The sequence below is a fragment of the Pseudomonas reactans genome (assembly GCF_013385825.1).
GTDB classification, from domain to species: Bacteria; Pseudomonadota; Gammaproteobacteria; order Pseudomonadales; family Pseudomonadaceae; genus Aquipseudomonas; species Aquipseudomonas reactans.
Genome location: NZ_JACAPG010000021.1, coordinates 31,829 through 57,832 on the forward strand (window position 1 = coordinate 31,829; position 26,004 = coordinate 57,832).

The following is a 26,004-nucleotide window of genomic DNA, read 5'->3' on the forward strand; positions in this document are numbered from 1 at the left end:
AGCCCATCTCTAATAAGGAATGACCCATGAACCCGGTTGAGCTGATGAGCCAGTGGTCGTTTGGCGGTGTGGATTGGCTGGTGATCGGCCTGGGCATCGTCGTGGCCTATATCGTGTTCGGTATTGCGGGCTTTGGCACCGCGTTGGTGGCGGGGCCGCTGCTGATCCTGTTCATGCCGCTGTCGAAGATCATCCCGTTACTGGTGTTGTTGGATTTTGTCGCGGCGTTTGGCAACCTGCTGCAATCGCGGCGGGATGTGAACAAGCCAGAGCTGCTGCGCTTGCTGCCGTGCATGGCAATGGGTTGCACACTGGGCGTGGTGTTTTTGCTCAACCTGCATTCGGATTTGTTGCTGTTGCTGATGGGCTTGTTCATCAGTGCCTACGCCCTCTACAGCCTGGCGGTAAAGGCGCGGTCGACGCAGATGGCGACGGGTTCGTCGGTTCCCATGGGCACCGTCGGTGGTTTATTCGGCGCATTGTTTGGCAGTGGCGGTTTTCTGTATGCGATCTATCTGAACAGCCGCCTGCCCAAGGATGCGGCGCGCGCCACCCAGAGTGCGTTGATCAGTTGCAGCACGGTGGTGCGCCTGAGCCTGTTTCTGATCGCCGGGGTGTATGCGGATTTGCCGCTATTGATGTTGGCGCTGTGTCTGTTGCCGGCGATGGCCCTCGGGCTGTGGTGTGGGCGCAGGTTGACGATGCGTATGTCCCGTGAGGCCTTTGTGCGGCTGGTGACCTGGCTGGTGCTGGCGAGCGGTATTGCACTGATCGGACGCTACCTGAGCACTTGACCTGTGTGGGGCAGGGATTAAGCTGCCAACCTTTCAGGGCCTCACCGCCGGCAAGCCAGCTCCTACAGGAGCCGGCTTGCCGGCGATGGCGCCAGTGGCCACACCGCAGGACTCTCATGAATTCCCAAAGCATCCTTGTCCCGAAAATCTCCACCTTGCCCGTCCACGAACCCCGCGCCCGGGCAATCGTGCGCTGGCTGGTGCGCAAGAACATCATCAAGGAAGAACTCACCACCTGCGGCCGTACCGGCAACCGCATGGGCTATGCCCTGGCCGACGGCGCCCGCGCCGTGGTGTTGTACCCCGAGGCGCTGCCGTTCAACGAGCCGATCAACGGCCTGGAGATCATCTACAAGCGCTGCATCTACACACCCGCCAAAGGCTTTCTCGAAGAAGCCGGTTGCCCGGAATGCCGCAAGGAAGTCGGCGAAGCCCTGTTCGAAAGCCTGGAAGACTGGATGCCCGGCCACACCGACAACTTCACCTGCCCGCTGTGCGGGCATGAAGACGACATCAACGGGTTCCTGTTCCTACAGCAATGCGGGTTTTCCAACCTGGGATTCATCTTCAATAACTGGGCGGAGGCGGGGTTCAAGCAGAGTTTTATCGACGAATTTGCCGATTGGCTGGACCAGAAGATGAGTTGGGTCAAAGTCGAGTTGTAACCCTCCTGTAGGAGCGAGCTTGCTCGCGAAAAACGTCAGCGATAACGTGGTGGGTTTGCTTTAACGCGGTGCCTTTGCGTTCTTCGCGAGCAAGCTCGCTCCTACAGAAAAGCAGCAGATTTTTTCCATCTATCAGTATTACCAAGTTTGTCAGAGTTTTACATTGAGCCCGGCAGGGTGCATGTATATAATGGCGCGCTTCCATTTTCCCGCTCGGGAGCCCCCGCGATGCTGCGTATCAGCCAAGAAGCTCTGACATTCGACGACATTCTCCTAGTGCCCGGTTATTCCGAGGTGCTTCCTAACGAAGTCAGTCTCAAGACCCGCCTAACCCGTGGCATCGAGCTGAATATTCCCCTTGTTTCCGCTGCCATGGACACCGTCACTGAAGCCCGTCTGGCCATCGCCATGGCTCAGGAAGGCGGCATCGGCATCATCCACAAGAACATGACCATCGAGCAGCAAGCTGCCGAAGTGCGCAAGGTCAAGCGTTACGAAGCCGGTGTGGTGAAAGATCCGATCACCATCGAAGCCGACGCTACTGTGCGTGACCTGTTCGACCTGACCCGCCTGCACAACATCTCCGGCGTTCCGGTGCTGCACGATGGCGACCTGGTCGGCATCGTCACTTCCCGTGACGTGCGTTTCGAGAACCGTCTTGAAGTCACTGTCCGTGAAGTGATGACGCCCAAAGAGCGTCTAGTCACTGTCAAGGAAGGCGCCGACAAGAACGATGTGCGCGAACTGCTGCACAAGCACCGCATCGAGCGCGTGCTGATCGTCGACGACAAATTCGCCCTCAAAGGCATGATGACCGTCAACGACATCGAAAAAGCCAAGGCTTACCCGTTGGCCAGCAAGGATGACCAAGGTCGTCTGCGCGTAGGCGCTGCCGTTGGTACCGGTAAAGACACCGGTGACCGTGTTTCGGCCCTGGTCGCTGCCGGCGTTGACGTGGTGGTAGTCGATACCGCCCACGGTCACTCCAAAGGCGTGATCGACCGCGTGCGTTGGGTCAAACAGAATTTCCCTGACGTGCAAGTGATCGGCGGCAACATCGCCACCGGCGCTGCCGCCAAGGCGCTGGCCGAAGCGGGCGCGGATGCGGTCAAGGTCGGTATCGGCCCTGGCTCGATCTGCACCACCCGTATCGTTGCAGGTGTTGGCGTGCCGCAAATCAGCGCCATCGCCAACGTCGCCGCTGCCCTTGAAGGCACCGGTGTTCCGTTGATCGCCGACGGTGGCATCCGTTTCTCCGGTGACCTGTCCAAGGCCATCGTAGCCGGTGCTTCCTGCGTGATGATGGGCTCGATGTTTGCCGGTACTGAAGAAGCACCAGGCGAGATCGAACTGTTCCAGGGCCGTTCCTACAAGGCTTACCGCGGCATGGGTTCGCTGGGCGCCATGTCCCAGGCGCAAGGTTCTTCCGACCGTTACTTCCAGGACTCCTCGGCAGGCGCCGAGAAGCTCGTTCCGGAAGGCATCGAAGGCCGTGTGCCGTACAAAGGCACCCTGAGCGCGATCATCCATCAACTGATGGGCGGCCTGCGTTCCTCGATGGGCTACACCGGCAGCGCCGACATCGAAGAAATGCGCACCAAGCCAGAGTTCGTGCGGATCACCGGCGCCGGCATGGCTGAATCCCATGTCCACGACGTGCAGATCACCAAGGAAGCGCCAAACTACCGCGTAGGTTGATGCTTCCAGCAAACTGTTAAGTAACCGGGGCTGTTCTTCAGCCCCGAGTTGTTTCTGATTCATTAGACGAGACTGACTTCATGGCCCTCGACATTCACGCCCACCGTATCCTGATCCTCGATTTCGGTTCCCAGTACACCCAACTGATCGCCCGCCGTGTGCGCGAAATCGGCGTGTACTGCGAACTGCATCCGTTCGACATGGACGACGAAGCGATCCGCGAATTCGCACCGAAAGGCGTCATCCTCGCCGGTGGCCCAGAGTCCGTGCACGAAGCCAACAGCCCGCGCTGCCCGCAAGCCGTCTTCGACCTGGGCGTCCCGGTCTTCGGCATCTGCTACGGCATGCAGACCATGGCCGAGCAATTGGGCGGCAAGGTTGAAGGTTCCGAGCTGCGTGAATTCGGTTATGCCCGTGTCGACGTGGTCGGCAAGAGCCGCCTGCTGGACGGCATCGAAGATCACGTCGACGCCGACGGCCTGTTCGGCCTCGACGTGTGGATGAGCCACGGTGACAAGGTCACCAAGATGCCGGAAGACTTCCACATCCTGGCCAGCACCCCGAGCTGCCCGATCGCCGGCATGTTCAGCGACGAGCGTCGTTACTACGGCGTGCAGTTCCACCCGGAAGTGACCCACACCAAGCAAGGCGGCCGCATCCTGTCGCGCTTCATCCTCGACATCTGCGAATGTGAAGCCCTGTGGACCCCGTCCAAGATCGCTGAAGACGCCATCGCCCAGGTTCGCGCCCAGGTCGGCACCGACAACGTACTGCTCGGCCTGTCCGGCGGCGTTGACTCCTCCGTTGTTGCTGCCCTGTTGCACAAAGCCATCGGCGATCAGCTGACCTGCGTCTTTGTCGACAACGGCCTGCTGCGCCTGCACGAAGGTGAGCAAGTGATGGCCATGTTCGCCGAGAACATGGGCGTCAAGGTGATCCGCGCCAATGCTGAGGACCAGTTCCTCAACAATCTGGCCGGCGAGTCCGATCCGGAGAAGAAGCGCAAGATCATCGGCCGCACCTTCATCGACGTGTTCGATGCCCAGTCCAACAAACTGGACAACATCAAGTACCTCGCCCAGGGCACCATCTACCCTGACGTGATCGAGTCGGCTGGCGCCAAGAGCGGCAAGGCCCACGTGATCAAGTCCCACCACAACGTGGGTGGCCTGCCTGAGGAAATGAACCTCAAGCTGGTAGAACCGCTGCGCGAACTGTTCAAGGACGAAGTCCGCCGCCTGGGCCTGGAACTCGGCCTGCCGTACGACATGGTCTACCGTCATCCATTCCCAGGCCCGGGCCTGGGCGTGCGGATCCTCGGTGAAGTGAAGAAGGAATACGCCGACCTGCTGCGTCGCGCCGACCACATCTTCATCGAAGAACTGCGCAAGGCCGACTGGTACCACAAAGTCAGCCAGGCGTTCGTGGTGTTCCAGCCGGTGAAATCGGTTGGCGTGGTTGGTGATGGCCGTCGTTACGCCTGGGTCGTGGCCCTGCGTGCGGTAGAAACCATCGACTTCATGACTGCGCGTTGGGCACACCTGCCGTACGAACTGCTGGAAACCGTCAGCGGCCGTATCATCAATGAGATCGAAGGTATTTCGCGCGTTACTTACGACGTGTCGAGCAAGCCGCCGGCGACGATTGAGTGGGAGTGATCCCGCAGCGCTGTATGAAAAAACCGGCTTAGGCCGGTTTTTTCATGCTCGAGCAAATGGCTTATTCTTGCTATCGATATAGCCGCATGTGTCGGTGGTAGCTCACTGTTGGTAGCTAGATATCGTCAAACACGGAAGACCAGAATGAAACTCCTCACAGATGATGAGATTAATGTTGCATACGCTCACGTCGAAGCCGTAGACGAAGGGCGCGTGGGACCAGATAGAGCAAATTATCTCGCGTTAACGGACGCTGATTTTGAACTCCTTCTGTACAGCATCTATAGAGGACGTGCGTCTGATTGGCCTTGGTACAGCAATGCTCGCTTGATGGTCACAGGAGCTGATCAAGGACGGGATGTTTGGCTCACGAAGGATGAGCGGCCAGTTGGGGTTATTCAGTGCAAAAAGGTTAAGGCTGGTTTCACTCGGCCGGACACGCTCCGTGAGGTAATCAAGTTCCTTCTAAATGTCGTGCTTGAGCCGACGCTTATGCCGGACCCAGCCAGTTTCCGATTTATTCTTGCTCTTGCTTCGGATCCTGCCAGCACTACAACCGATTTTTTCGATGCGCCACAGACTTGGCTAACTGCCAATGAAACAGAGCTTTTAGGTCTGGCTACCGACGTCATTAAAAAGTATGAAGCATTCTCGATGCTGAAGATCGAGGCTGTCATGCCAGGCATCAGGACGGCCCTGAAGAACCTGAAATATGAGCTTCTTAGACCAGTCGACCTCGACGCGTTACTGGAGTGCATCCCTGCTGTCCGTCAGCGGTTTTTCAAAGTTCAACTTGTCGTGGCTGTAGAGGATGCCGAGGCCATGATTGAGGCTCGGTTCGCTGCAGTTGGCTTAGTCTCAAAGAGTACACAAACATGCACTAGAGCTGATGTTGAGGAAGACATCACGCGCGGGTCGCGCGGTCTGGCCGACTGGCCTCAACTGATTTGGGGGCAGCATATAGAGCGACCAGAGTTCGACGATCTGATCCAGCGGATCAATCGGCATCCTGCAGGCTCCACGCTGGTCGTGGGAGGAGCAGGGACTGGGAAGTCAGCACTTCTCGCTGAGCTGTATTGTGCCCTTAAAGCCCGCGGCCAGATTGTGCTAGCGATAAAGGCCGACATGCTTAGCCCTAATATTGTGAATTTCGTCGACCTCGCTCGCGATCTTGGTATGTCAGGTGATATCGAAAAGGAGCTTCTCTCGCTGGCGGTTGAAGCCCCGGTTGTGCTGATCATTGATCAGCTTGACGCTGTCAGTGAAGTGATGGACCAGAGTTCACAGCGCATGCAGGTATTACTTCGCCTTGCATCTCGGTTACAGGAGGCAGAGAGTCAAGAGGGTAATAAACTTCCCATTCATGTCATCGTTTCTTCGCGACCATTTGAGGCGAAGTTCGACGCTCGATTTAGGTTGCTTGATGCGGATGAGTTACTACTTACTCTTCCTCCGTTCGAGCGGATATCCACTCTGCTTGGTGAGCTCGGTATCGACTCCACTGTCGTGCCGGATAGTCTCAAAGAGGCACTACGTACACCTTTTGCTCTGGGTATATACGTCGATCTTGCCAAATCTGGCTTGAATCCTGCGGATTTTACGGCAGCAAACTTACTTGATCGATGGCTCGACAAAAAACTACCTGTAGGGCCCGCGCGTGCTTCGTGTCTGGCGTTCTTGCGCCAGCTCGCGGCTGACATGACGCAGTATGAGAGCCTCTGGCGGCCGGCCGCTTACTATGACCCGGACTACAGCGAGATGCTGCGTTGGGCCGAGTCAATTGGCATCGTCATCCGTGAAGACGCCAGCATTGGATTCAGTCATCAGTCATGGCTCGATGATTTCCAGGCTAAGACACTCCGAACCGCACAAGAGTTGGCTGATTACGCATGGAGTCGCCAGGAAGGGTTATTTGCGCGGGGAACAGTTTTACGCGGCCTTGAGCATATGCGAAGGGTTGATATGGCATCCTATGAGATGTCTATTCGCTTGTTGCTACCAAACCCCAAGACACGCAGACATCTGCGCCATCTGGTTGCCGATTATTTGGCGAGTGCTGATGATCCAAGCGTAAGTGATATTGCTTGGGTCGATTGGATGGCGCGTAACGATCATGCACTTGCGAATCGGGCATTCAGGCAGGTAGCGATAAGATGGCCGTGCTGGAGATCAGGGGTGCTGCCGCTCCTTCCTATTCTTCTACAGGACGAAAAGCATCGCTGGAATGCGACCATGCTGCTCGTTCGAGAAGTTGCTGAGGGCTCGAGCCAAGTTATGGATCTGGTCGACCGCTATTGGTCGGATACTTCACATGACGGAGACGTGTTTAGTCTCTTTGAGCGTTCTGGTATTGCGACCGACCGTGCAATCGCCCATGTCCGTACGATCTTTAATCGAACGACGTTGGCAGATTGGGCGATATCCCATTACACCAAGACTTTGCATGAGAACGGTAATACCCGCGTTGCTTTGGATCTCATCTCATTTTGGGCTGAGTTGCAGCCTGCGGATCGGCACAATGGCATCAAGGTGTATGGTGTTGAAAAGATTGCGGCAGCCGCACCGCTCTATTGTGCCGAACGACTCCTGCCTTGGTTTGTCGGGGTGGCATCGCGAAAGGTTGGTGATGGGCGGCCCGGGCATCGGTATCCGCAATCGATATCTGTTCCATACGATTGGAAATATGATTCCGGCGAGGGGCATTTGACGCAGCTTCTGAGGAGTGTGCTCGAAGAGTCAGCAGTTTCTGACCCGCCAGGTGTGCGCACCTTGCTCGCTACTGTTGTTGCTGTAGAAATTGACGAGGTCCAGTCGCTAGTGGCCGATACCCTGGCGGCGAACCCGGCTGTATTTGCTGAGTATGCGCTCGCGTTTCTCCTGGCTGATCAGCGGCGTCTTCATCTAGGTAGCGATACGTTCGACGATGAAAGAAGTGTCGGCCACGTGATCAGCGGTTGGTCGTCAAGCACACTGATTGCCCAGATCACTCCCTACCTCTCTCTCGCTGATATTGAGCGGATTCGCGATTACATCGAGGCTTGGGAGCCTTGGGGGGAAGAATTACAGGAAGAGCAAGATCCTGCCCATAGAAGACTGTTGCTCCGTTGGTCTGATGAGCGGAGGTTGCGTTTACTTGGCGAACTACCTGTGCACGTGCTGACGCCCCGTCGTCGTAGGCAAGTTGAGGAGTGGCAGGTCGAACAGCCCACGCTAAAAGCAAAACGTGGCGGTCGGAGGATGGCGCAGTTCGTTGGATCGCCCATGAGCCACGATCAGATGGCGAAAGCCAGTGACGATGCGATTATCAAAATGTTCGTTGCAGTAAACGACCATACTGGCCGTCATGAGCACCCGAAACACTGGCTGAAGGGCGGTGTTACTGAGTTGTCTCGGGCTTTTTCGGCGTTTGCGAAGTCGTTCCCAGATCGTGTTCTTCGTATCATTCCGCGTTTACAACCGGGTCTGCACGAGCAGGTTACGGGCGCCGCGATTAGGGAGTTGTCGGCGGTTGAGGCAGTTGACGCTCAGACACAAAAAACTTTGATTTGGGACGCCCAATCCCGTGGCTTTTCGTCGACTAGCTTTCGCCACGATGTTGCCAGCGCCATGGAGGTGCTCGCTAAACGCCTGAAAGGTCTTGAGGGTCGTGACATCGAGTTGCTCAAGGGCTGGCTGCAGCGCGACCCCAATGTGCTGGCTGCAGAAGCAGTACGTCATGCCGAGTTAAACAAATCCAATCGTGAGCGGAATGAGAAACCAGATCAACGCCCTGAGGCCATGCTATTCGGCCGGGGCGGCGGGATGCATTTTCTCCCTCAGCGCAATTTCACGCTGCTGTCAGCGATCGCAGCGGGATATCTCCATCGTGACGGCGTGGATTGTGATGGTTGGCTCGCGGAGTTGGAACTACACGTTACTCATCCTGAAGATCCCGAGGTTTGGAGTGCGATCCTAATGTTCAGGTCGCATGAACTTTGGTGGGCGGACGCGGCAAGAGTGGGCGAACTGATTGAGGCGATTTGGCGGAGGTTTCCAGCGGCGTTTGAAGATGCAGCTGTAGTCCAGTCGTTGTGGCGCCTGCGCGTTCGCATACATACGAGCGTACTGCAGGAGATTGTCAACTTCTGGCTCAGTCATAGCGATCATAAGCTTAGGCAGATTGGTGGTGAGTTCTCTGCTGCTAGCGTGATTGTCGATAGCGCTGCTTCTGATGGGATGGGCGAGATAGTCGAAGCGGTGATGGCCGGGAATGACATTTCTGCCAGGTCTGGCGTGTTATTCGCGGCTGCAGCGGGGTGGGGTGAACTTGATCTCGATATTCGAAGCCGCTCGCATGCCTACCTCATTTATGTCGCCAGCATTGTCAGTGGGTTCGAGGCTCATGCTCTATCTACAGCTGTAGATCGTGGCGAGCGATTACCTCCCGATGAGATGACGCGAGCCCTGCTGGCTTCTGTGGCAGTAAATATTGATCTGCTCAGAGAATCGATGGGGCTGCTGTTTGTACGCTCGCTTCAGCACCTGTTGCTTTATCCAGGCTTTGAAATGCTGGTGCTTGAAATCGCAGAGGCTGCAACTGAGCTTGCACGTACATCGCCAGATAGGACCATTGGAGGGCTGTACGACGGCGAATTTATAGGGCTTGTGATTGCACTCCAGCGTTCACCAATAGAGATCAAAACTCGTGCGATGACGATCTACGAGCGCCTGCTTGACGCTGAGGTTCACGGCGCAGAGGACGCTGCAGCATTTGCGCTGCGCCGTTAAGGCCCATGCCGTATCCGCTCAACCCGTCCGCTTCCTGGCCTCCCACCGCTTCGATGAGACGATATCCCAATCGGTCGCCCGATTCTATTATGGGCTGATGTTCTCCGGATTTCGGTGTTGATGCGGCAGCTGTTACCGGCGTTGCACTGGGAAGTTGTTTCCTAGCGATATCACCCTCAGGAGGAGTTTCCCGTATGGTATTTTTCATGGTCTCGAAATAGCAGTTGCTTCAAAGAGTGCGGTTCCAAGGGTTTATATATGCCTATCGATAATAGAGGGGGAATGATCCCGCAGCGCTGCACGAAAGAACTGGCTTAGGCCGGTTTTTTTCATGCCCGCGCTAGTACTGGATGCCATCAGCCTGAAACAACAAAGCCCGCATTGGCGGGCTTTGTTGTTTCAGACGTAGACGTTGATCAGAAATCGTAACGCACGTTCGCCGTGAAGGTGTCGGCGTTGAAACCGCTGCTGGTCAGGTAGTTGTACGACCCTCCCACGCTCCAGGCGCCGACGCGGTAGTTGGCGCCCAGTCCCAGCTCGTAGCTGTCGCGCGCCGGCGTTGCGCCGGTGGTGGTGAAGGGGGTGCCGCCGAGCACAAAGGTGGAGGTGGTGCTGGCCTTGTCGCCGATGAAGTCGTGCCAGGCCATCAGCTTGGCTTCCGGTTCGAAGCTGCCCACACCTACGTCAAAAGCGGCCGCCAGACGAGCGCCCAGGCCCATTTCGCCGATTTCATAGCGCTGGCTGCCGACGTTGAGGGCGGCAGAGCTACCTTTTTCACGGTACGAATCCATCGAGATATTGGCATAGCGCGCACCGACCTGTGGTTCCAGCAGCCACTGCTTGTCGAGCTGGAACGTGTAGCCTGCCAGTGCGTTGATGCCGAAGATCTCACTGTCGTAGTTGGCCTTGGCGCGGGTACCGGCGATGTAGCGTTTGGACTCGTTGTCGTTCCAGCCGTACATCAGCGAGGTGTCGACAAAGAAGTTGTCGCGGGCCCAGTTGCCATACAGGGTCAGTGCATGGCCGCTGACGTCGGTTTTGTTGCCTCGGTCGGATTTGACGTCGCTGGTCAGGTAGCTGTAAGCCAGGCCCACGGTTGTCTGGGCATTGAGCTTGCCGTCCGCACCCACGGCGATGCCATTGGTGTTGGCGTCGTAGCCATCGATACCGTGGCGGCTGTCTTGGTTGGCATCGCTGGACAGCGCTTGCAGCCATACGCCTTGTTCTGCCAGGACGTCACCGGAAGACAGGCCGCTACGCGCTTTACTGGCCCGGCGGTTGATGGCGCCTGCGACCAGGTTCTGGCTGTTGGTCGCGGCGTTGATCGCCCCACGGCTGACGTCCGGGGCCAAGCTTTCGGCCAGTTTCGCCAGCTCTTCGCTGGTGGCGGCGTTGGCGAATTGCTGGAATACCGGGTCGCTTTCGTCCATCTGGGCCATGACGGTGTTCTTGAGCGGCTTGATGGCGCTCACCGCATTGTTCGAACCACGGGCGCCCAACAGGTCTTGCGTGATCACCTCATCACTGCGGGTGGCAACCAGTGCTTTCACATCCTGGCCTTCAATGCCGAAGTTCTTCACCTCAAGCAGCGCCGAGGAGGACACCACGGACAGGTTCTGCGGGTCTTCCCAAGTACTGGAATTGATGAGGGTGTAGCGGGTGCCCTGGGCCGACGTGCGGAAGTCGTCGGAGCGCGCCTGCAGTTCGATCTGGCTGCCTGGAGAGAAGAAGGTATTGCCGGTGACTTTCAGGATCGGTGTATTGGGCTGTGTGTTGTTATCCAGCAGCAGGCGCAGGCGCGCCGTGTCGCTGTCCATGTCGAGGTCGCCGACAATCGTGGTCTGCGGGCGAAGCAGGGTCAGGCGGCCACCGTCGATATCGACGAAGCCGGCGCGGATGGTCGAGCCATCGAACATCGCGTCCCCTTGCACCAGTACACCGCTGAGGCCCAGCAGATCACCCTTGACCTGACCACCCTGCCAGTAGAAGTACGAAGGGGAGGCATTGTCGTCCGCCAGAATGGCTGCGGTGCCGCCTTCGATCAGGCCACCTGTCTGCCTGATAGAGAAGATCCTGAAGCCGTCGGTGGTGTCGAGACTGCGAAAGCGGATACCGATCCCGTCGGCGGAGATAGTCCCGCTGTTGTTGATATCACTCAGGAAGGGCGCGCCTGTCATCTGGCCCGTAAAGCGAGCTTTCTCGATGTCGATCCCCTCAGAGTCGATACCCCGCGCGATGATAGTGCCCGAGTTATTGATGCGCGCCTGGGTCGAGGTGATCAGCATGCCTTCGGCATTTGCGCCCGTCACAGTGATGTTGCCGTTGTTGCTCACTTCACCCGCGATCTTCGCCAGGTACAGGTCCAGCCCGACGACGGAGTTGCCGTTCACCATAATGTCGCCATTATTAACCACGTCGCCACCGACGTTGGAGTTGAGGGTCATGGCGATACCAGACGGGAAGTCGGTGGGGCTCGCAGCCGTCAGGTTGATGTTGCCCTGGTTGACCAGGTTGCCGGCCAACGTCACGTTCGTCAGCTCCACACCTGCGTTTTGCGACGTTCCGGTGAAGGTGGCGTTATTGAAAACATCACCGAAGCTGCTGTAGGCCCCTGTGCTCAGGTCGTAATTGAAGTCGGGTGCGGGTGCGGCATGGGCCGTGGCAGTGGTCGCCGCGACGGACAGCGCCAACAACGAGCGGCGCAGGTGGGAAGTGTTCAAGGCAGTATCCTTACAGGGCAGAAACTGGCAGGGAACAACCCACGCGTCAGCGTCTGTTTTAGGCATCCCTGCCAGCTTGTCAGTGAATGGCTGATTCAAGCGCGTGCAAACTTACACGATGCGTGTAGGACAATTCATCATAAAAAGGATCGGCGAAGGAAAAAAAGCTAAGAAATGCGACGTTACCGTTATTTTTTGTGGCTGTACGGGCTAATCCGGCAATAAATGGAACTTTAAGGTTGTTTTTGTGGTCGCGCCTGGATTGGGCGCTAGGGGGAAAGGTATTCGGATGTTTTTAAGCGGACCTGCTTGTCGTCAATTTTAGGACCTTAATGGATTAATGGCGTTTTAACCCATCGGCTCCAGGTCGCTTCCCATCCTTTGTCATGGCTTGCTCCCCGTACATGGATGGATTCGGAGAGGGGCGAGTCAAGCGCCTGTTGGTACCTATCAGCCAACCCACTTGGAATAATCAGGTCTGCTTCGCCGATGAGATGGCGTTGGGGTAACAAGGCGAGCCGCTCACGGTAGTCCAGCGGGTCCAGCGAACCGTCGAGTGGCGACAATCCTTTCATCGTCGCCCACAAGCGTGGGCTGAGGTTGCCAGCCAGGGTTTGCACCTGGATCACATCATTGCGCTGAGCCGCTAACAATAGGGCGAGAGCAGCGCCACCTGAATACCCCACCAGTTCAAACTCTCTATTACCGTACCGCTGTTTTAATTGGTCCAGCGCCTGGCTGAGACGAGTGACCACGTCCTGAGAAAATCGGCGGTTGGTCCAGAGGGCCGACTGGCAGGCTGCGGCCATGACGAACTGGCAGGGACGTGCCAGGTACGCATTCGGTGTCGGATCATCGACCGCCAGCCGTGGCACTAATAGAGTGTGCGGGCTCGGATCCAGGCTAGGTTGGGTGGTCGTCGACCAGGCATGGCCATCGCCTTCCAGGTAGACCCGCAGGCGAGTTGTCTTTTCTGCGGTTTGCGGCGCAAGTATGAGGAGGGGAAAGTCGCGCCCCGGCAGGACCTCCACTTGCCGGCCGCGCTCTTGCGCCAGCTGTTGCAGTGCCTCGCGCGGCGACTGGCAGGCGACAAGAAGCGCACAGACCATCACCATCCAGGCTTTGTAGGAGCCGGCCAATGTTCGTTGATAGCGAAAGTGTCTACTTATCATATTTCACAACACGCCATTGGCAATGGAGCCGTCGGCATGGGCGGCGTAGCTCCAGGTTAAGTCTTGGTGGCGATGGCTGAAAGTGGCGACCCTGTGAGAGGGCCACACAGCCATTACCCAGTAAACGCACAGGTGCAAGTTGCAAATTTTGTGGTCAGCGCCAGTCAGATATGCTGACTGTTTTTTTGTACTTGGAAAAAAGCGCTGAAGCAGAGACTGTCGTTTCAATGAACGGCAAAGGTTGGCTTAGGTATCAGAGAAACTGTGACCGAATCAAATCCGTATCAAACGGAGTTATTCCTTGATCAGGCGCAAACACCGATTGTGCTTGCAGCGGTGAAACCACTCGCTCTCCCCGTGCTCGAACGTGTAAATCGAACAGAGTCTCCAAATCCGGCCTTGGTGTATGTACCAGCGCTCGCAGCATCAGCGATACCCCACTGAGGTTGTTCTCGACGTTGTTCCACCGCGCGGATGACGTGAGCCCTAGGTCGGCCCAAATCATGCGTTGTTCCTGCAAGTCCATCACGAACGGCAGGCAGATCGCTGTATCGGATGCGATATCGATACGGTCGAACACGGAGCGCGGCTCAAAGACTTCACCCGACGCCGTGTCGGCGCGGGCCATCCAGCCAGCGAAGCACTCTGGAAGATCGCAGTACGGTTGTTCGGTGAATGAGTTGATAGACGTGACGACATAGCGGATGCCCTTTTCGACAAGGACATCAAGGTCGAGGTCGATGAACTCCGACGCTCCTTCGGGCGCGTCGACGATATCGCCACTATGGTAGCCGCCGAAACCCTTCAGGTTGTAGTACGCGACCGTTTCTTTAAACACGAAGTTAGCGTCGAAAAAAGCGGCGGACAAGTCGATGTCCGTGCGTCCACGGCCGTTTTTCCACCACAGGAACAGGCGAATGAAGCGTGTGTCAGGCATAGGCAGTCGACTGCCCCGTACCAGCGTACGTAGCGATTTCGATGAGGTACGCTGCGTCAGCGGCACCCTGTATTCGCGTAATGCTGGATCGATGAAACAGCGGCCTAGTGGCGGTAGCGACGTAAAACGCGTAACGAGTGCGTCCTCGCAGATTCTGACTGTACGCGCCAACACGTCGGAAGCGAGAGGTTCGCGTCGATCCTTGATGCCATAGACTTTGGCAAATGCACCTTTCGGCGTGAAGGCCCGCAGAGGGAGGGGGCGCGGCGCACGTACCTGGGCCAGTAACTGCAGCAGTACAGGTGAGGAAACTTGAGTTGCAACCGACTCGAACGCGTCGAGAACCGATTCCGGTTCCGTCGCGCGCCGCAGGGTCGCGTCCAGCCGTCGCGCGAACTCCCCAGGACGGCTCTGTAGTAGGGACGTAAGCGTGGTGATGTGACGCTGCGCAAACAATGTTTCGACACGTGATCCAAATGAGGCTGGCGCTTCGTTGCGACGTGCTGCCGTGATGGCGGCTAGCGCGCGTGGGTATTTATCGGCGTAGTCGCCCGGATGCAGTACTTCAGCCAGGCGTTTCCAGCGCTCAGCATGGCGCATCACGTCTTCTACAGCGTTGGGTATTTGGTCGAGTAGGCGCAAAAGCAGACGGCGTATCGAGCGCTTCATCGCTGTGAACTGCGTCGAAGCTGTCGCTAATGACACGTCTCCACCACTCAGAGCGACCGCGAGTCGTAGCACGTCAGTCGCTGTTTCGACGTTTTTCTCAAGGAATGCGTCCACCCGTGCATCGCCGGCTACCTGCAGAATAAGTGCGCCGCCAACTTGTGCACGGATCTCCCGGAACGGAATGGCTTCAGGCAGTAGGCGGAACACATCGTTTTTGTACGTTCGGATAAACCAGGCGACATCGGCGGCTTCCTCTTCGGAAAGCGAAGTGCGCGATGAAACGAGTGGCTCGAGCAGTGACTCGAACTCAGAGACGCTTCCCGGTTCGATCACGCGGGATATGAAGCTGCCTTCAAGCATCGCAGGTCGAGAGTGTTCAGACGGTGGCAAACGCAAAAGCGTAAGGCAGTGTATGACGGCGTTAAGGTACAACTCCGCCTCTGAGGCCATCAGCACCTGCTCTGGAAAGTCAGGATAAAATGGCTTGTGGTGTACATGAGCGCCAGTTTGCCGACGCAGGACTCCGACAATTTCGCGCAACCAGTGCTTGAGTTCTATCGCTGACAACATGCCGATTTGCGCAATCAGAGGCTCTGATAGTACGCATCGGAACGCCGCGACTTCCCGGACAGCGGACGCGACCTGAGCGCGCGTGGCTCCGCCAGTTCCCATCGGGACGTGAACTTTGCTACGGCGACGCAGGAAAAGACCCTGATTCATGCTTGTTTATCTCTCTTGGCCGCCGTCGTAGACGAGTTGCAGTATGGTTTTACAGCTGATGTAAAAACGCCTGCAAGAAGCAGGCGCAGTGTGGAGAGCGAAACCCCTAGGTCATAGGAGGTTAGAAGGAAGGTGTTCCATAGCCACGAACGTATCCTACGGAAGGTTGTATTTGCTTGCCAAGTAGTGGCGTATCTCAACGGTAACAAGCTGCTTCACAGACTACGGTTTTGCACAATCTGCTTGGCGGTATGTTTGTGTTTCTGGTGTGCGAACGCTCAATGGCCTGCGCGTGACTAAAGCACTATTCAAAATTAAGTGCATCATATGGGATGCATTAATGCGATATTATGCAATTTTGCATTGCATTGGATGCGTTTTGACATGAGCGATTTAGGACTATTGATTAAGCAACTCCGCAAAGCCGCAGGCCTCTCACAAAGCCAGATCGCGCAACGGCATGGTATGAGTCGCGCCACCATTTCGGGGATTGAGAACAATACCATCCCGGAAGTGGGGATTCGCAAGGTCGCAGCCATTCTTGAGGGCTTGGGGTATGAGTTGACCGCCATTCCAAAGCGTCGCCGCATGACCCTTGATGAGCTGAAATCGGAGAACATCCATGACCCGTCAAAGTGAGCGGCTCTATATCGGTGCTGGCGGTGTGCCTGCTGGGACGCTCGGGCGGGGCGAGGAGAACCGGCGCGATACGGTTTTCTCGTATAACGAAACGGTCGGCGAAGAGAATGCCGTTTCTCTGACGATGCCGGTGCGCCTGGAGAGCTACAACTGGGAGTACGGAATCCATCCTCTGTTCGAGATGCACATCCCCGAGGGGCACCTCAAGGATGAGCTGGTGCGACGCTTCAGCAAGTCAGTGCGCGGCTTTGACGACTTCGCTTTGCTGGGCATTGTAGGCCCACACCAGCTGGGACGTATCAGCGTTGCCCATGACGCGGATGGCGAGTCACTGCCTGAGGTCAAGCTCTCCGAGCTGTTGGTCTATGACGGGGCCAAAGACCTGTTTGACGACCTTCTGAAAACCTACGCAGCCTACTCGGGAGTGTCGGGTGTTCAACCCAAGGTTTTGGTGCGCGATGTTGACGACATGGCCCCCGGTATTGAGCGTCTCACCCATCGGGGCGCGACTCACTTGGTGAAGGCGTTCAATGAATCCGACTTTCCGCAATTGGCGGCCAATGAGTTTTTCTGCATGCGTGCGGCATTCCATTGTGGCCTCGACGTGCCTGAGTTTCAGCTCAGCCAGCACGGGAAATTCCTGGTGGTAAAACGGTTCGACATCAGTGAAAGCGCCTATCTCGGGTTTGAGGACATGTGCGTTTTATCGGGATGGGGAACTGCCAAAAAGTACGACGGAAGCTACCAGGGATGCGCGAAGCTGATCAGGTCATTCGTCACGCCCAGCCGTGTCACCAAAACGTTGGAAGACTTCTTCTTGATGGTGGCGCTTTCTGCCGGCATCCAGAATGGTGACGCACACCTGAAAAACTACGGTCTGTTGTACGAGAATTGCGCAGAGGACGCGGACGTTTGGCTGGCACCTGCTTACGATCTGGTGACCACCACCGTGTACAGCAGCAATGACATCATGGGCTTGCTGCTCGGCGGTTCGAAAGCCTGGCCGAAGCGCAAGATGCTGGTCCAGTTCGGACGCAGTGCGTGCAGCTTGACTGACTCTCGCTGCAACGAACTGCTTGCCAGAGTGCAAGACGGCATGACCCGCGGGATGACGGAGCTTTCAGAATACCGAAGCACTCACCCAGAGTTCGAGGTGGTTGGGGAGAAGATGACCGCAGCCTGGTCGGCAGGGCTGGCGAGAAGCATCGCAGTGCAATGATCTTCCCGACGGATGCTTACCGCCGCGCAATATCCGAAAAGTAAAACTTATCCAACGTATGCCGCGACTCGGTGTACTCGAACTGCCGTCCGTCCTGCAAAAATGTCTGGTTACTCACCACGATCACATGGCTCTGGCCTTCGAGGTCGAGGTGTGTCTGGTCGTCCTTGCCGCGTGGCAGGGCTTCGATGGTGCGTTGGGCGTAGGCGATTTGCAGCTGCAACGTCTGTTCGATAAACGCGTAGATCGACTGTTCGGCGATCGAGCGGTCCAGGCCGGGAATCACCTCAGCGACAAAGTGGTTGATGTCGAGGATCACCCGTTTGCCGCCGATGCGCCGTACCCGTTTGATGCGGGTGATCAGGGTGCCGGGTTCGGCTTCGATGTGTTGCAGCAGCGAACCTTCCAGCGGGAATTGAGTGAATTCGACCACTTCGGTGCGTACGTCATCGCCCAGGTCGGCGTGGGTTTCGTGGAAGCTGACGATGCCGCCCAATTGGAACTCGATCGGGTTGGGCGACAACACGAAGGTGCCCTTGCCGTGGATCTTTTGCGCAAACCCACGCTCCTGCAGTTGCTCGATAGCCCGGCGCACCGTGCCTCGGCTGGCCTGGTAGCTGTCCATCAGTTCTGTTTCGGAGGGAAGGCGTGTGCCGCGCTGCAGGCGTTCGGTGGTGATGCTGGCAAGCAGATCCGTGTAGATCTGGTTGTATTTACTCATGGGGATGGCTCTTTGCCGGGGTTGCGGTCAAGGCAGGAACCTTAGTGGCAGAGCCGGTGTTTGTCCATTAGACCCTTGGGTTTATGCGGCTTGTAGCGATACGCGAGACTACAAAAAATAAACAATATGTAACTCGTACAGACGAGTTGTTGCTTTAACTCGTACAGACGAGTACTTTTGCCCTCGGCGTGCTGCCAATGACTGCCCCCCAAATAAAAAAATCAAAGTGGAAACCAAGCATGAGCCACGACTATTCGACTATCGCCCGCGAGATTCTCGAGAACCTCGGGGGCACAGGCAACCTTGAGCAAGCTGCCCACTGCGTCACCCGCCTGCGCCTGGCGCTCAAGGACCCGAGCCTGGTCAACAGCAGCGCGCTAAATCAGGTGGATCTGGTCAAGGGCTCGTTCTTCACCGGCGGCCTGTTCCAGGTGGTGATCGGCCCCGGTGAAGTGGAAAAGGTCTACGCCGCCCTGCGCGAGCAGACCGGCCTCGCCGCCGCCACCATCGCCGACGTGAAGAAGAAGGGCGCCGACAAAACCAACGCTATGCAGCGTCTGGTGCGGGTGTTCTCCGACGTGTTCATGCCGATCCTGCCCGCGCTGATCATTGCCGGCCTGTTGATGGGCGTGAACAACCTGATGGGCGCCAAGGGCATGTTCATCGAGGGCAAGACGCTGCTGGAGGCCTATCCGAACCTGGATGGCCTGTGGAGCCTGATCAACCTGATGGCCAACACCTCGTTCGTGTTCCTGCCGGCGCTGGTGGGTTGGTCGGCGGCCAAGCGGTTTGGCGGTAGTGAAATCCTCGGCATCGTGCTTGGCCTGATGCTGGTGCACCCGGACCTGCTTAACGCCTGGAACTACGGCAAGGCGGTCGCGGGTCTAGACGGCCAGAGCCTGCCGTACTTCGATATTTTCGGTTGGTTCAAGATTGAGAAAGTGGGGTACCAGGGGCAGATCCTGCCGATCCTGATGGCCGCCTATGTGATGAGCGTGATCGAGAAATGGCTGCGGGCGCGAGTACCCAACGCCATTCAATTGCTGGTCGTGCCGATCACCACCATCGTCGTCACCGGTGTGCTCGCCTTGGCGATCATCGGCCCGGTGACCCGTCACCTGGGCATCCTGATCACTGAAGGCGTGGTCACCTTGTTCGACCTGGCACCGATGGTCGGTGGCGCGATTTTCGGCCTGCTGTATGCACCGCTGGTCATCACCGGCATGCACCACATGTTTCTCGCCGTGGACCTCCAGCTTATTTCTACACAGGGTGGCACTTTCATCTGGCCGATGATCGTCATGTCCAACCTGGCCCAGGGCAGCGCCGCGCTCGGGGTGTTCTACATGACCCGCAACGCGCGGGACAAAAGCATGGCGTCCACCTCGGCGATTTCTGCGTACTTCGGCATCACCGAGCCGGCGATGTTCGGGGTGAACCTGCGCTTCAAGTTCCCGTTCTATGCCGCGCTGCTGGGCTCGGCACTGGGCAGTATTTTCCTCTCGCTGAACAAGGTGCAGGCCTCGGCCATCGGCGTCGGTGGCCTGCCTGGATTCATCTCGATCATTCCGCAGTACATCCCGAGTTTTGTGATCGGGATGGCCATCGCGATCGTGGTGCCGTTTGTTCTGACCTGTGCGTTGAGCATGAAGATCGTGCGCCCTGGTTATCGCGTCGCCTGAACCAGCGCTTTCACATTGAAGGAGTCCACCATGCAAGACTGGCAACACTCGGTGATCTACCAGATCTACCCCAAAAGCTTCCACAGCCACGCGGGTAACGCCACCGGTGACCTGCTGGGCATCGTGGACAAACTCGACTACCTCAAATGGCTGGGCGTCGACTGCCTGTGGATCACCCCGTTCCTGCGCTCGCCGCAACGCGACAACGGCTACGACATCAGCGACTACTACGCCATCGACCCCAGCTACGGGACCATGGCCGATTGCGATCTGCTGATAAGCGAAGCAGCCAAGCGCGGCATCAAGTTGATGCTGGATATCGTGGTCAACCACACCTCCATCGAACACGAATGGTTCCAGCAGGCACGCAGCAGCCTCGACAACCCGTACCGCGACTTCTACATCTGGCGCGACCAGCCGAACAACTGGGAATCCAAGTTCGGCGGCTCGGCCTGGGAATACGAGGCGCAAACCGGCCAGTATTTCCTGCACCTGTTCGACCATACCCAGGCCGATCTCAACTGGGACAACCCCAAGGTGCGCGCCGAAGTGTTCAAGTTGATGCGTTTCTGGCGCGACAAGGGCGTGGGCGGTTTCCGCCTGGACGTGATCAACCTGATCTCCAAGCCTGCCGACTTCCCCGAAGACAACACCGACGGCCGCCGCTTCTACACCGACGGCCCGAACGTGCACGAATACCTGCAGGAAATGCACCGTGAAGTCTTCGAAGGGCATGACCTGATCAACGTCGGCGAGATGTCGTCCACCAGCCTGGAACACTGCATCCGCTACTCGCGGCCGGAGTCGAAAGAGCTGTCGATGACCTTCAACTTTCATCACCTGAAAGTCGATTACCCGAACCTGCAGAAGTGGGTGAAGGCCGATTTCGACTTTCTGCAACTCAAGCAGATCTTCTCTGACTGGCAACTGGGCATGCAGGCCGGTGGTGGCTGGAATGCGCTGTTCTGGTGTAACCACGACCAGCCGCGGGTGGTCTCGCGTTTCGGCAATGACGGCGAGCATCGTGTGGTCTCGGCCAAGATGCTGGCGACTGCGCTGCACTTCCTCCAGGGCACGCCGTATGTGTACCAGGGCGAAGAGCTGGGCATGACCAATCCGGGTTTCGACAGCATCTCGCAATACCGTGATGTGGAGACCTTGAACATCTTCCGCCTCAAGCGCGATGCGGGGGAGTCCGAGGCATCGAGCATGGCGGCGATCATGCAGAAATCCCGCGACAACGGTCGTACGCCGATGCAGTGGAGTGCCGGGGAAAACGCCGGTTTCAGCAGCGGTGAACCGTGGATCGGCATTCCGGCCAATGCGGCGCAGATCAACGTCGAAAGCCAACTGGATGACCCGGACTCAGTGCTGCATCACTACCGCGCGCTGATCGCCTTGCGTCGTCACGAACCGCTGATCCAGGAGGGCGTGTATCGCCAGCTCCTGCAAGACCATTTGCAAGTCTGGGCCTACCTGCGCGAGGGCCATGGCGAACGCCTGCTGGTGCTGAACAACTTCTACGGTACGCCCTGCGAAATCCAACTGCCGGACAACGTGATCAACCCGGCCAGCGAACAGCGCCTGCTGATCAGCAACTACCCCGACTGCCCGCAACGTAGCGCCACGGTAACGCTGCGCCCCTACGAATCGTTTGTGCTGCACCTCAAGGATTGAGACCCGCTGCAACCCCGTGTGGGAGCACGGGGCGCTTCAAAAACCATAATAAAAATATCGGAGTGCTTCATGAAAACAACTATAAAGCTGGGCCTCGTTGCGTCTTGTCTAAGCCTGCCGTTTGGCGCTCAAGCCCTGGAATTTGCCGGTTACCTGCGCAGCGGCGCAGGCACCTCGACGGGCAGCGGTCCACAGCAATGTTTCCAGCTGCCGGGGGCGCAATCCAAATACCGCCTGGGTAACGAATGCGAACAATACGCCGAGCTGGAACTGCGCCAGGACCTGCTCACCCTCGACGACGGTTCGGTGCTCAGCGTCGATGCCATGGCGTCGCTCTACAACAAGTACGACCGTGAGCTGAAGTTCCAGGGCGAGAACAATGGCTCGGCGCGCATGCCGCAGATGTATGCGCAGTGGTCCAACCTGCCCAGCCTCAATGGCGGTTCGCTGTGGGCCGGCCGGCGTTACTACAAACGAAACGACATCCATATCTCCGACTTCTACTACTGGAACCAGAGCGCCACGGGCGGCGGTATCGAGGACGTGCTGATCGGTGACCTCAAGTACAGCTACGCGATTTCCCGCAAGGACAACCTTTACCAGAAGGAATACGCCACCCGTCACGATTTCAACGTCGCGGGCTTCAAGACCAACCCCGGCGGCGAACTGGAATTGGGCTTGAGCTACATCGAAAAAGCCGGCGGCCGCGACACCAACAGCGGTTGGGCGATCACCGCGCAGCACGTGCAAAAACCTTTCCTCGGCGGCAAGAACAAGTTCGCCTTGCAGTACGGCGAGGGCCCCGGCACCGGCCTGGGTTATACCGGCAATACCTTCCTGGACAACAGCAGCAAAAGTTACCGCGCCGTGGAGTTTTTCGATTGGCAGGTGACCCCGCGTTTTGGCGGGCAGATCGAGGCCGTGTATCAGAAAGACATTCGCCCAGGCTCAAGCGACCAGACCTGGATGTCCCTCGGTGTGCGCCCGGCATACGCCATCAGCGAGCAATTCAAACTGGTCACCGAGCTTGGGCATGATCAAGTCGAGGCCACGGGCGGAACGCGCAAGCTGAGCAAATTTACCTTCGCTCCCACATGGTCGCCCAAAGGCCCGGATTTCTGGGCGCGGCCGGAGGTGCGCTTGTACTACACCTATGCAACCTGGAACGAAGCGGCCAAGCGTGCGGCGAATGAATTGGCGGCAGGGTCGGCGTTATCCGATACCGGTGCCTATGGCACGGCGCGACATGGGTCGAACTTTGGTGTGCAAGTCGAATATTGGTGGAAATAATCAATTCTCTGTAGGAGCGAGCTTGCTCGCGAAAAACGCAAGGGCACCGCGTTCATCCAGGATGCGTACGTCATCGTTGACGTCCTTCGCGAGCAAGCTCGCTCCTACAGGGTTATTTACAGAACAAAACAGCAGGTGAAGTCATGACCACAACTCAACCCCTGGAATTGCTGGCGCCCTTATCGGGTGTGCTGCTGGCGCTGGACAAGGTGCCGGACCCGGTGTTCTCCAGCCGCCTGATCGGCGATGGCCTGTGCATCGACCCCACGTCGCAGACGCTCTGCGCGCCGCTGACCGGGGTGATCAGCAATATCCAGGACAGTGGGCATGCGGTCAGTGTCACCGACGACAACGGCGTCCAGGTGCTGATGCATATCGGCCTGGACACCGTGAACCTGGCGGGCCAGGGCTTCACCCGGTTGGTGCAGGAAGGCCAGCGTGTGGAGGCCGGGCAGCCGTTGATCGAATTCGATGCCGACTACGTGGCGCTCAATGCACGCAGTTTGCTGACCTTGATGCTGGTGGTCAGCGGCGAGCCCTTCAGCCTGTTGGCGGACGGCCTGGTGGAAACGGGCCAGCCGCTGTTGCAGTTATCCCCAAGTGAGGCTGTGCAAGCAGCGGACGAAGAGGAGGGCGATGCCCTGTTCTCCAAGCCGCTGACCTTGCCTAATGCCAACGGCCTGCACGCGCGCCCGGCCGCGGTATTCGCCCAGGCGGCGAAGGGTTTCAACGCCAGCATCTACCTGCACAAGCAAACCCAGAGCGCCAACGCCAAATCGCTGGTGGCGATCATGGCGTTGCAAACCGTGCAGGGCGATACCTTGCAAGTGAGCGCGGCGGGCGAGGACGCCGAGGCGGCGATCAAGACGCTGGTGGCCTTGTTGGCCGAAGGGTGTGGCGAGGCGGTGGCGAGTGTTGCCGAGCCAGCCGCAGCGCAGTCGCCGGTGACCTTGCTGCGGGGCGTGTGTGCATCACCGGGCTCGGCGTTTGGTCAGGTCGTTCAAGTGACCGAACCCGAGCTGGTCATCACGCAGCAAGGCACGGGCGAAGCTGCCGAACGTGCTGCTTTGACCCGCGGCTTGCTCGCCGCCACTGAAGCGTTGCAGGCTTTGCAGGACAAGGCGGCTGGCAGCGCCCAGGCCGAGATTTTCCGCGCCCATCAGGAATTGCTTGAAGACCCGACCTTGCTGGAACATGCCCACCGCCTACTGGCTGAAGGCAAGAGTGCCGCGTTCGCCTGGAACAGTGCGACGCTCGCGACCGTCAAGCTCTTCCAGGGATTGGGCAACGCGCTGATCGCTGAGCGTGCGGCAGACCTGACGGACGTCGGCCAGCGCGTGCTGAAACTGATCCTGGGTATCCAAGACAGCGCCTGGGAGTTGCCAGAGCGCGCGATCCTGATCGCCGAACAACTGACCCCTTCACAGACCGCCAGCCTGGACACACGCAAGGTGCTGGGGTTTGTCACTGTCGGTGGTGGTGCGACCAGCCACGTCGCAATCCTCGCCCGTGCCCTGGGCCTGCCGGCTATTTGCGGTGTGCCGGGCGAGGTGTTGGCGTTGGCCAATGGCAAGCAGGTGCTGCTCGACGCCGACAAGGGCGAGCTGCACCTCGACCCGAACCTGGCCGAAATCGAGCAACTGGACGCGGCACGTAAACAACAGGGGCTCCGCCATCAGCACGATGTGGCGCAGGCGTCGCTACCCGCCACTACCCGTGACGGCCACCACGTTGAAGTCACTGCCAACGTGGCTTCGTTGCAGGAAGTCGAGCAATCCCTGACCCTCGGCGGCGAAGGCGTCGGCCTGCTGAGATCGGAGTTCCTGTATCTGGATCGTAACCGTGCCCCAAGTCCCGACGAACAGGCCGCGACCTACACCGCTATCGCCCGCGCCCTGGGCACCGAGCGCAACCTGGTGGTGCGCACCCTCGACGTCGGTGGCGACAAACCCTTGGCCTATGTGCCGATGGACGCCGAGACCAACCCGTTCCTTGGCCTTCGCGGCATTCGTTTATGCCTGGAACGCCCGGAACTATTGCGCGAACAATTTCGCGCAATCCTCGCCAGCGCCGGTTTTGCACGGCTGCACATCATGTTGCCGATGGTCAGCCTGCTGTCGGAACTGCACCTGGCGCGCAAAATCCTTGAAGAAGAAGCGCTGGCGCTGGGGCTCACCGAGTTGCCAAAGCTGGGCATCATGATTGAAGTGCCATCCGCCGCGCTGATGGCGGATGTGTTCGCGCCCTATGTGGATTTCTTCTCCATCGGCACCAACGACCTGACCCAGTACACGCTGGCGATGGACCGCGACCACCCGCGCCTGGCCAGTCAGGCCGACAGTTTCCACCCGGCGGTACTGCGCTTGATCGCCACCACGGTCAAGGCTGCCCACGCCCACGGCAAGTGGGTGGGTGTGTGCGGCGCGTTGGCGTCCGAAGCGTTGGCGGTGCCCGTATTGATCGGGCTGGGTGTGGACGAGTTGTCGGTCAGCGTGCCGTTGATCCCCACCATCAAGGCCACCGTGCGCGAGCTGGACCTGGCCGACTGCCAGATCATCGCCCGCCAGGTGCTGGGCCTGGAAGAAGCCGCCCAGGTGCGTGAGGCCTTGCGCCAGTATCACGCGGCTACCGTTGAAACCTCACCTGTCGTGGAGCACTGAGTATGTTCGAGAAATTACAGCGGGCGTTCTGGAAGGCCCTGACGCCGGATTTGATTGCCGAGACGGTCGTTGCGCCAACGCATAGTCTGCTGTCGGCCGAGGTGCTGAATGCGTTGGGCGGGGCGGATAACCTCAAGTCGCAGCAGCGGGTGGCGCTGACGCGGGTGAGGGTGCAGTTGCAGGATGTGGCGAAGGTGGATGCCACGGCGTTGAAAGTAGCGGGTGTTCCGGCAGTGATGGTGCTCGCAGGCGGCGTAGTACACCTGATCACTGGCCTGTCCCGACACCTGTAGGAGACCGGCTTGCCGGCGATGGG

Annotated in this window: 16 protein-coding genes; 12 read left to right on the plus strand and 4 right to left on the minus strand. The window is 58.2% G+C overall.

The features are described 5' to 3' along the window. The first annotated feature begins 26 nt into the window (after window positions 1-26). From HX868_RS24830 to HX868_RS24850, 5 genes are all read left to right on the plus strand, one after another. Complete coding sequence (locus tag HX868_RS24830; protein ID WP_177004692.1) at window positions 27-794, plus strand: sulfite exporter TauE/SafE family protein; 768 nt, start codon at window positions 27-29, stop codon at window positions 792-794. A gap of 116 nt (window positions 795-910) precedes the next feature. Beyond that, on the plus strand, window positions 911-1,459 hold the full coding sequence (locus HX868_RS24835) for a hypothetical protein (protein ID WP_028617835.1): 549 nt from the start codon (window positions 911-913) through the stop codon (window positions 1,457-1,459). A gap of 228 nt (window positions 1,460-1,687) precedes the next feature. Further along, window positions 1,688-3,157, plus strand: a complete 1,470-nt coding sequence (guaB, locus tag HX868_RS24840) for an IMP dehydrogenase (RefSeq protein WP_016977684.1) — start codon at window positions 1,688-1,690, stop codon at window positions 3,155-3,157. Between the two features lie 80 nt (window positions 3,158-3,237). Next, window positions 3,238-4,815 carry a glutamine-hydrolyzing GMP synthase gene (guaA, locus tag HX868_RS24845; protein WP_016977685.1) on the plus strand — a complete coding sequence of 526 codons (1,578 nt, stop codon included), beginning with the start codon at window positions 3,238-3,240 and terminating at the stop codon, window positions 4,813-4,815. Between the two features lie 144 nt (window positions 4,816-4,959). Continuing rightward, window positions 4,960-9,582 carry an ATP-binding protein gene (locus HX868_RS24850; RefSeq protein ID WP_177004693.1) on the plus strand — a complete coding sequence of 1,541 codons (4,623 nt, stop codon included), beginning with the start codon at window positions 4,960-4,962 and terminating at the stop codon, window positions 9,580-9,582. Between the two features lie 416 nt (window positions 9,583-9,998). Here HX868_RS24850 and HX868_RS24855 read toward each other — a convergent pair whose 3' ends face one another. The 3 genes from HX868_RS24855 to HX868_RS24865 all read right to left on the minus strand — a co-directional run bounded on the left by HX868_RS24855 (window position 9,999) and on the right by HX868_RS24865 (window position 15,800). Continuing rightward, window positions 9,999-12,302, minus strand: coding sequence for an autotransporter family protein (locus tag HX868_RS24855; RefSeq protein WP_177004694.1), 2,304 nt, complete (start codon window positions 12,300-12,302; stop codon window positions 9,999-10,001). A gap of 329 nt (window positions 12,303-12,631) precedes the next feature. After that, the gene (locus HX868_RS24860) at window positions 12,632-13,474 is read right to left on the minus strand and encodes an alpha/beta hydrolase (RefSeq protein WP_246355586.1); all 843 of its coding nucleotides are present in this window, start codon (window positions 13,472-13,474) and stop codon (window positions 12,632-12,634) included. 253 nt (window positions 13,475-13,727) lie between these two features. Next, entirely contained in the window at window positions 13,728-15,800 is a 2,073-nt protein-coding gene (locus HX868_RS24865; protein ID WP_177004695.1) for a TerD family protein, read from the minus strand. Between the two features lie 384 nt (window positions 15,801-16,184). On the opposite strand from HX868_RS24865, the gene HX868_RS24870 reads away from it, so the two are divergent. Both HX868_RS24870 and HX868_RS24875 read left to right on the plus strand, forming a co-directional pair. Further along, window positions 16,185-16,439, plus strand: coding sequence for a helix-turn-helix domain-containing protein (locus tag HX868_RS24870; RefSeq protein WP_177004696.1), 255 nt, complete (start codon window positions 16,185-16,187; stop codon window positions 16,437-16,439). Next, window positions 16,423-17,658 (plus strand): type II toxin-antitoxin system HipA family toxin, encoded by a 1,236-nt coding sequence (locus tag HX868_RS24875; RefSeq protein WP_177004697.1) that lies wholly within the window; start codon window positions 16,423-16,425, stop codon window positions 17,656-17,658. Before HX868_RS24870 ends, HX868_RS24875 begins: the two co-directional genes overlap by 17 nt. Window positions 17,659-17,674: 16 nt before the next feature. On the opposite strand, the gene treR is transcribed toward HX868_RS24875, so the two are convergent. Continuing rightward, window positions 17,675-18,379, minus strand: a complete 705-nt coding sequence (treR, locus tag HX868_RS24880) for a trehalose operon repressor (protein ID WP_033898611.1) — start codon at window positions 18,377-18,379, stop codon at window positions 17,675-17,677. Window positions 18,380-18,618: 239 nt separating this feature from the next. Between treR and treP the strand changes: the two genes are divergently transcribed. The 5 genes from treP (at window position 18,619) to HX868_RS24905 (ending at window position 25,981) form a co-directional block, all read left to right on the plus strand. After that, on the plus strand, window positions 18,619-20,061 hold the full coding sequence (gene treP / locus HX868_RS24885) for a PTS system trehalose-specific EIIBC component (RefSeq protein WP_177004698.1): 1,443 nt from the start codon (window positions 18,619-18,621) through the stop codon (window positions 20,059-20,061). A 30-nt stretch (window positions 20,062-20,091) separates the two neighbouring features. Then, window positions 20,092-21,738 (plus strand): alpha,alpha-phosphotrehalase, encoded by a 1,647-nt coding sequence (gene treC, locus HX868_RS24890; RefSeq protein ID WP_177004699.1) that lies wholly within the window; start codon window positions 20,092-20,094, stop codon window positions 21,736-21,738. A gap of 69 nt (window positions 21,739-21,807) precedes the next feature. After that, window positions 21,808-23,028 (plus strand): maltoporin, encoded by a 1,221-nt coding sequence (locus HX868_RS24895; protein WP_177004700.1) that lies wholly within the window; start codon window positions 21,808-21,810, stop codon window positions 23,026-23,028. Between the two features lie 143 nt (window positions 23,029-23,171). Further along, entirely contained in the window at window positions 23,172-25,688 is a 2,517-nt protein-coding gene (gene ptsP, locus HX868_RS24900) for a phosphoenolpyruvate--protein phosphotransferase (protein ID WP_177004701.1), read from the plus strand. Window positions 25,689-25,690: 2 nt separating this feature from the next. Continuing rightward, window positions 25,691-25,981, plus strand: coding sequence for a PTS sugar transporter subunit IIB (locus tag HX868_RS24905; protein ID WP_177004702.1), 291 nt, complete (start codon window positions 25,691-25,693; stop codon window positions 25,979-25,981). Window positions 25,982-26,004 lie beyond the last annotated feature (23 nt).

Coding starts and splice junctions, on each gene's coding strand:
- HX868_RS24830 (WP_177004692.1), top strand. CDS start 27: ATGAACCCGGTTGAGCTGATGAGCCAGTGGTCGTTTGGCGGTGTGGAT.
- HX868_RS24835 (WP_028617835.1), top strand. CDS start 911: ATGAATTCCCAAAGCATCCTTGTCCCGAAAATCTCCACCTTGCCCGTC.
- guaB (WP_016977684.1), top strand. CDS start 1,688: ATGCTGCGTATCAGCCAAGAAGCTCTGACATTCGACGACATTCTCCTA.
- guaA (WP_016977685.1), top strand. CDS start 3,238: ATGGCCCTCGACATTCACGCCCACCGTATCCTGATCCTCGATTTCGGT.
- HX868_RS24850 (WP_177004693.1), top strand. CDS start 4,960: ATGAAACTCCTCACAGATGATGAGATTAATGTTGCATACGCTCACGTC.
- HX868_RS24860 (WP_246355586.1), bottom strand. CDS start 13,474: ATGATAAGTAGACACTTTCGCTATCAACGAACATTGGCCGGCTCCTAC.
- HX868_RS24865 (WP_177004695.1), bottom strand. CDS start 15,800: ATGAATCAGGGTCTTTTCCTGCGTCGCCGTAGCAAAGTTCACGTCCCG.
- HX868_RS24870 (WP_177004696.1), top strand. CDS start 16,185: ATGAGCGATTTAGGACTATTGATTAAGCAACTCCGCAAAGCCGCAGGC.
- HX868_RS24875 (WP_177004697.1), top strand. CDS start 16,423: ATGACCCGTCAAAGTGAGCGGCTCTATATCGGTGCTGGCGGTGTGCCT.
- treR (WP_033898611.1), bottom strand. CDS start 18,379: ATGAGTAAATACAACCAGATCTACACGGATCTGCTTGCCAGCATCACC.
- treP (WP_177004698.1), top strand. CDS start 18,619: ATGAGCCACGACTATTCGACTATCGCCCGCGAGATTCTCGAGAACCTC.
- treC (WP_177004699.1), top strand. CDS start 20,092: ATGCAAGACTGGCAACACTCGGTGATCTACCAGATCTACCCCAAAAGC.
- HX868_RS24895 (WP_177004700.1), top strand. CDS start 21,808: ATGAAAACAACTATAAAGCTGGGCCTCGTTGCGTCTTGTCTAAGCCTG.
- ptsP (WP_177004701.1), top strand. CDS start 23,172: ATGACCACAACTCAACCCCTGGAATTGCTGGCGCCCTTATCGGGTGTG.
- HX868_RS24905 (WP_177004702.1), top strand. CDS start 25,691: ATGTTCGAGAAATTACAGCGGGCGTTCTGGAAGGCCCTGACGCCGGAT.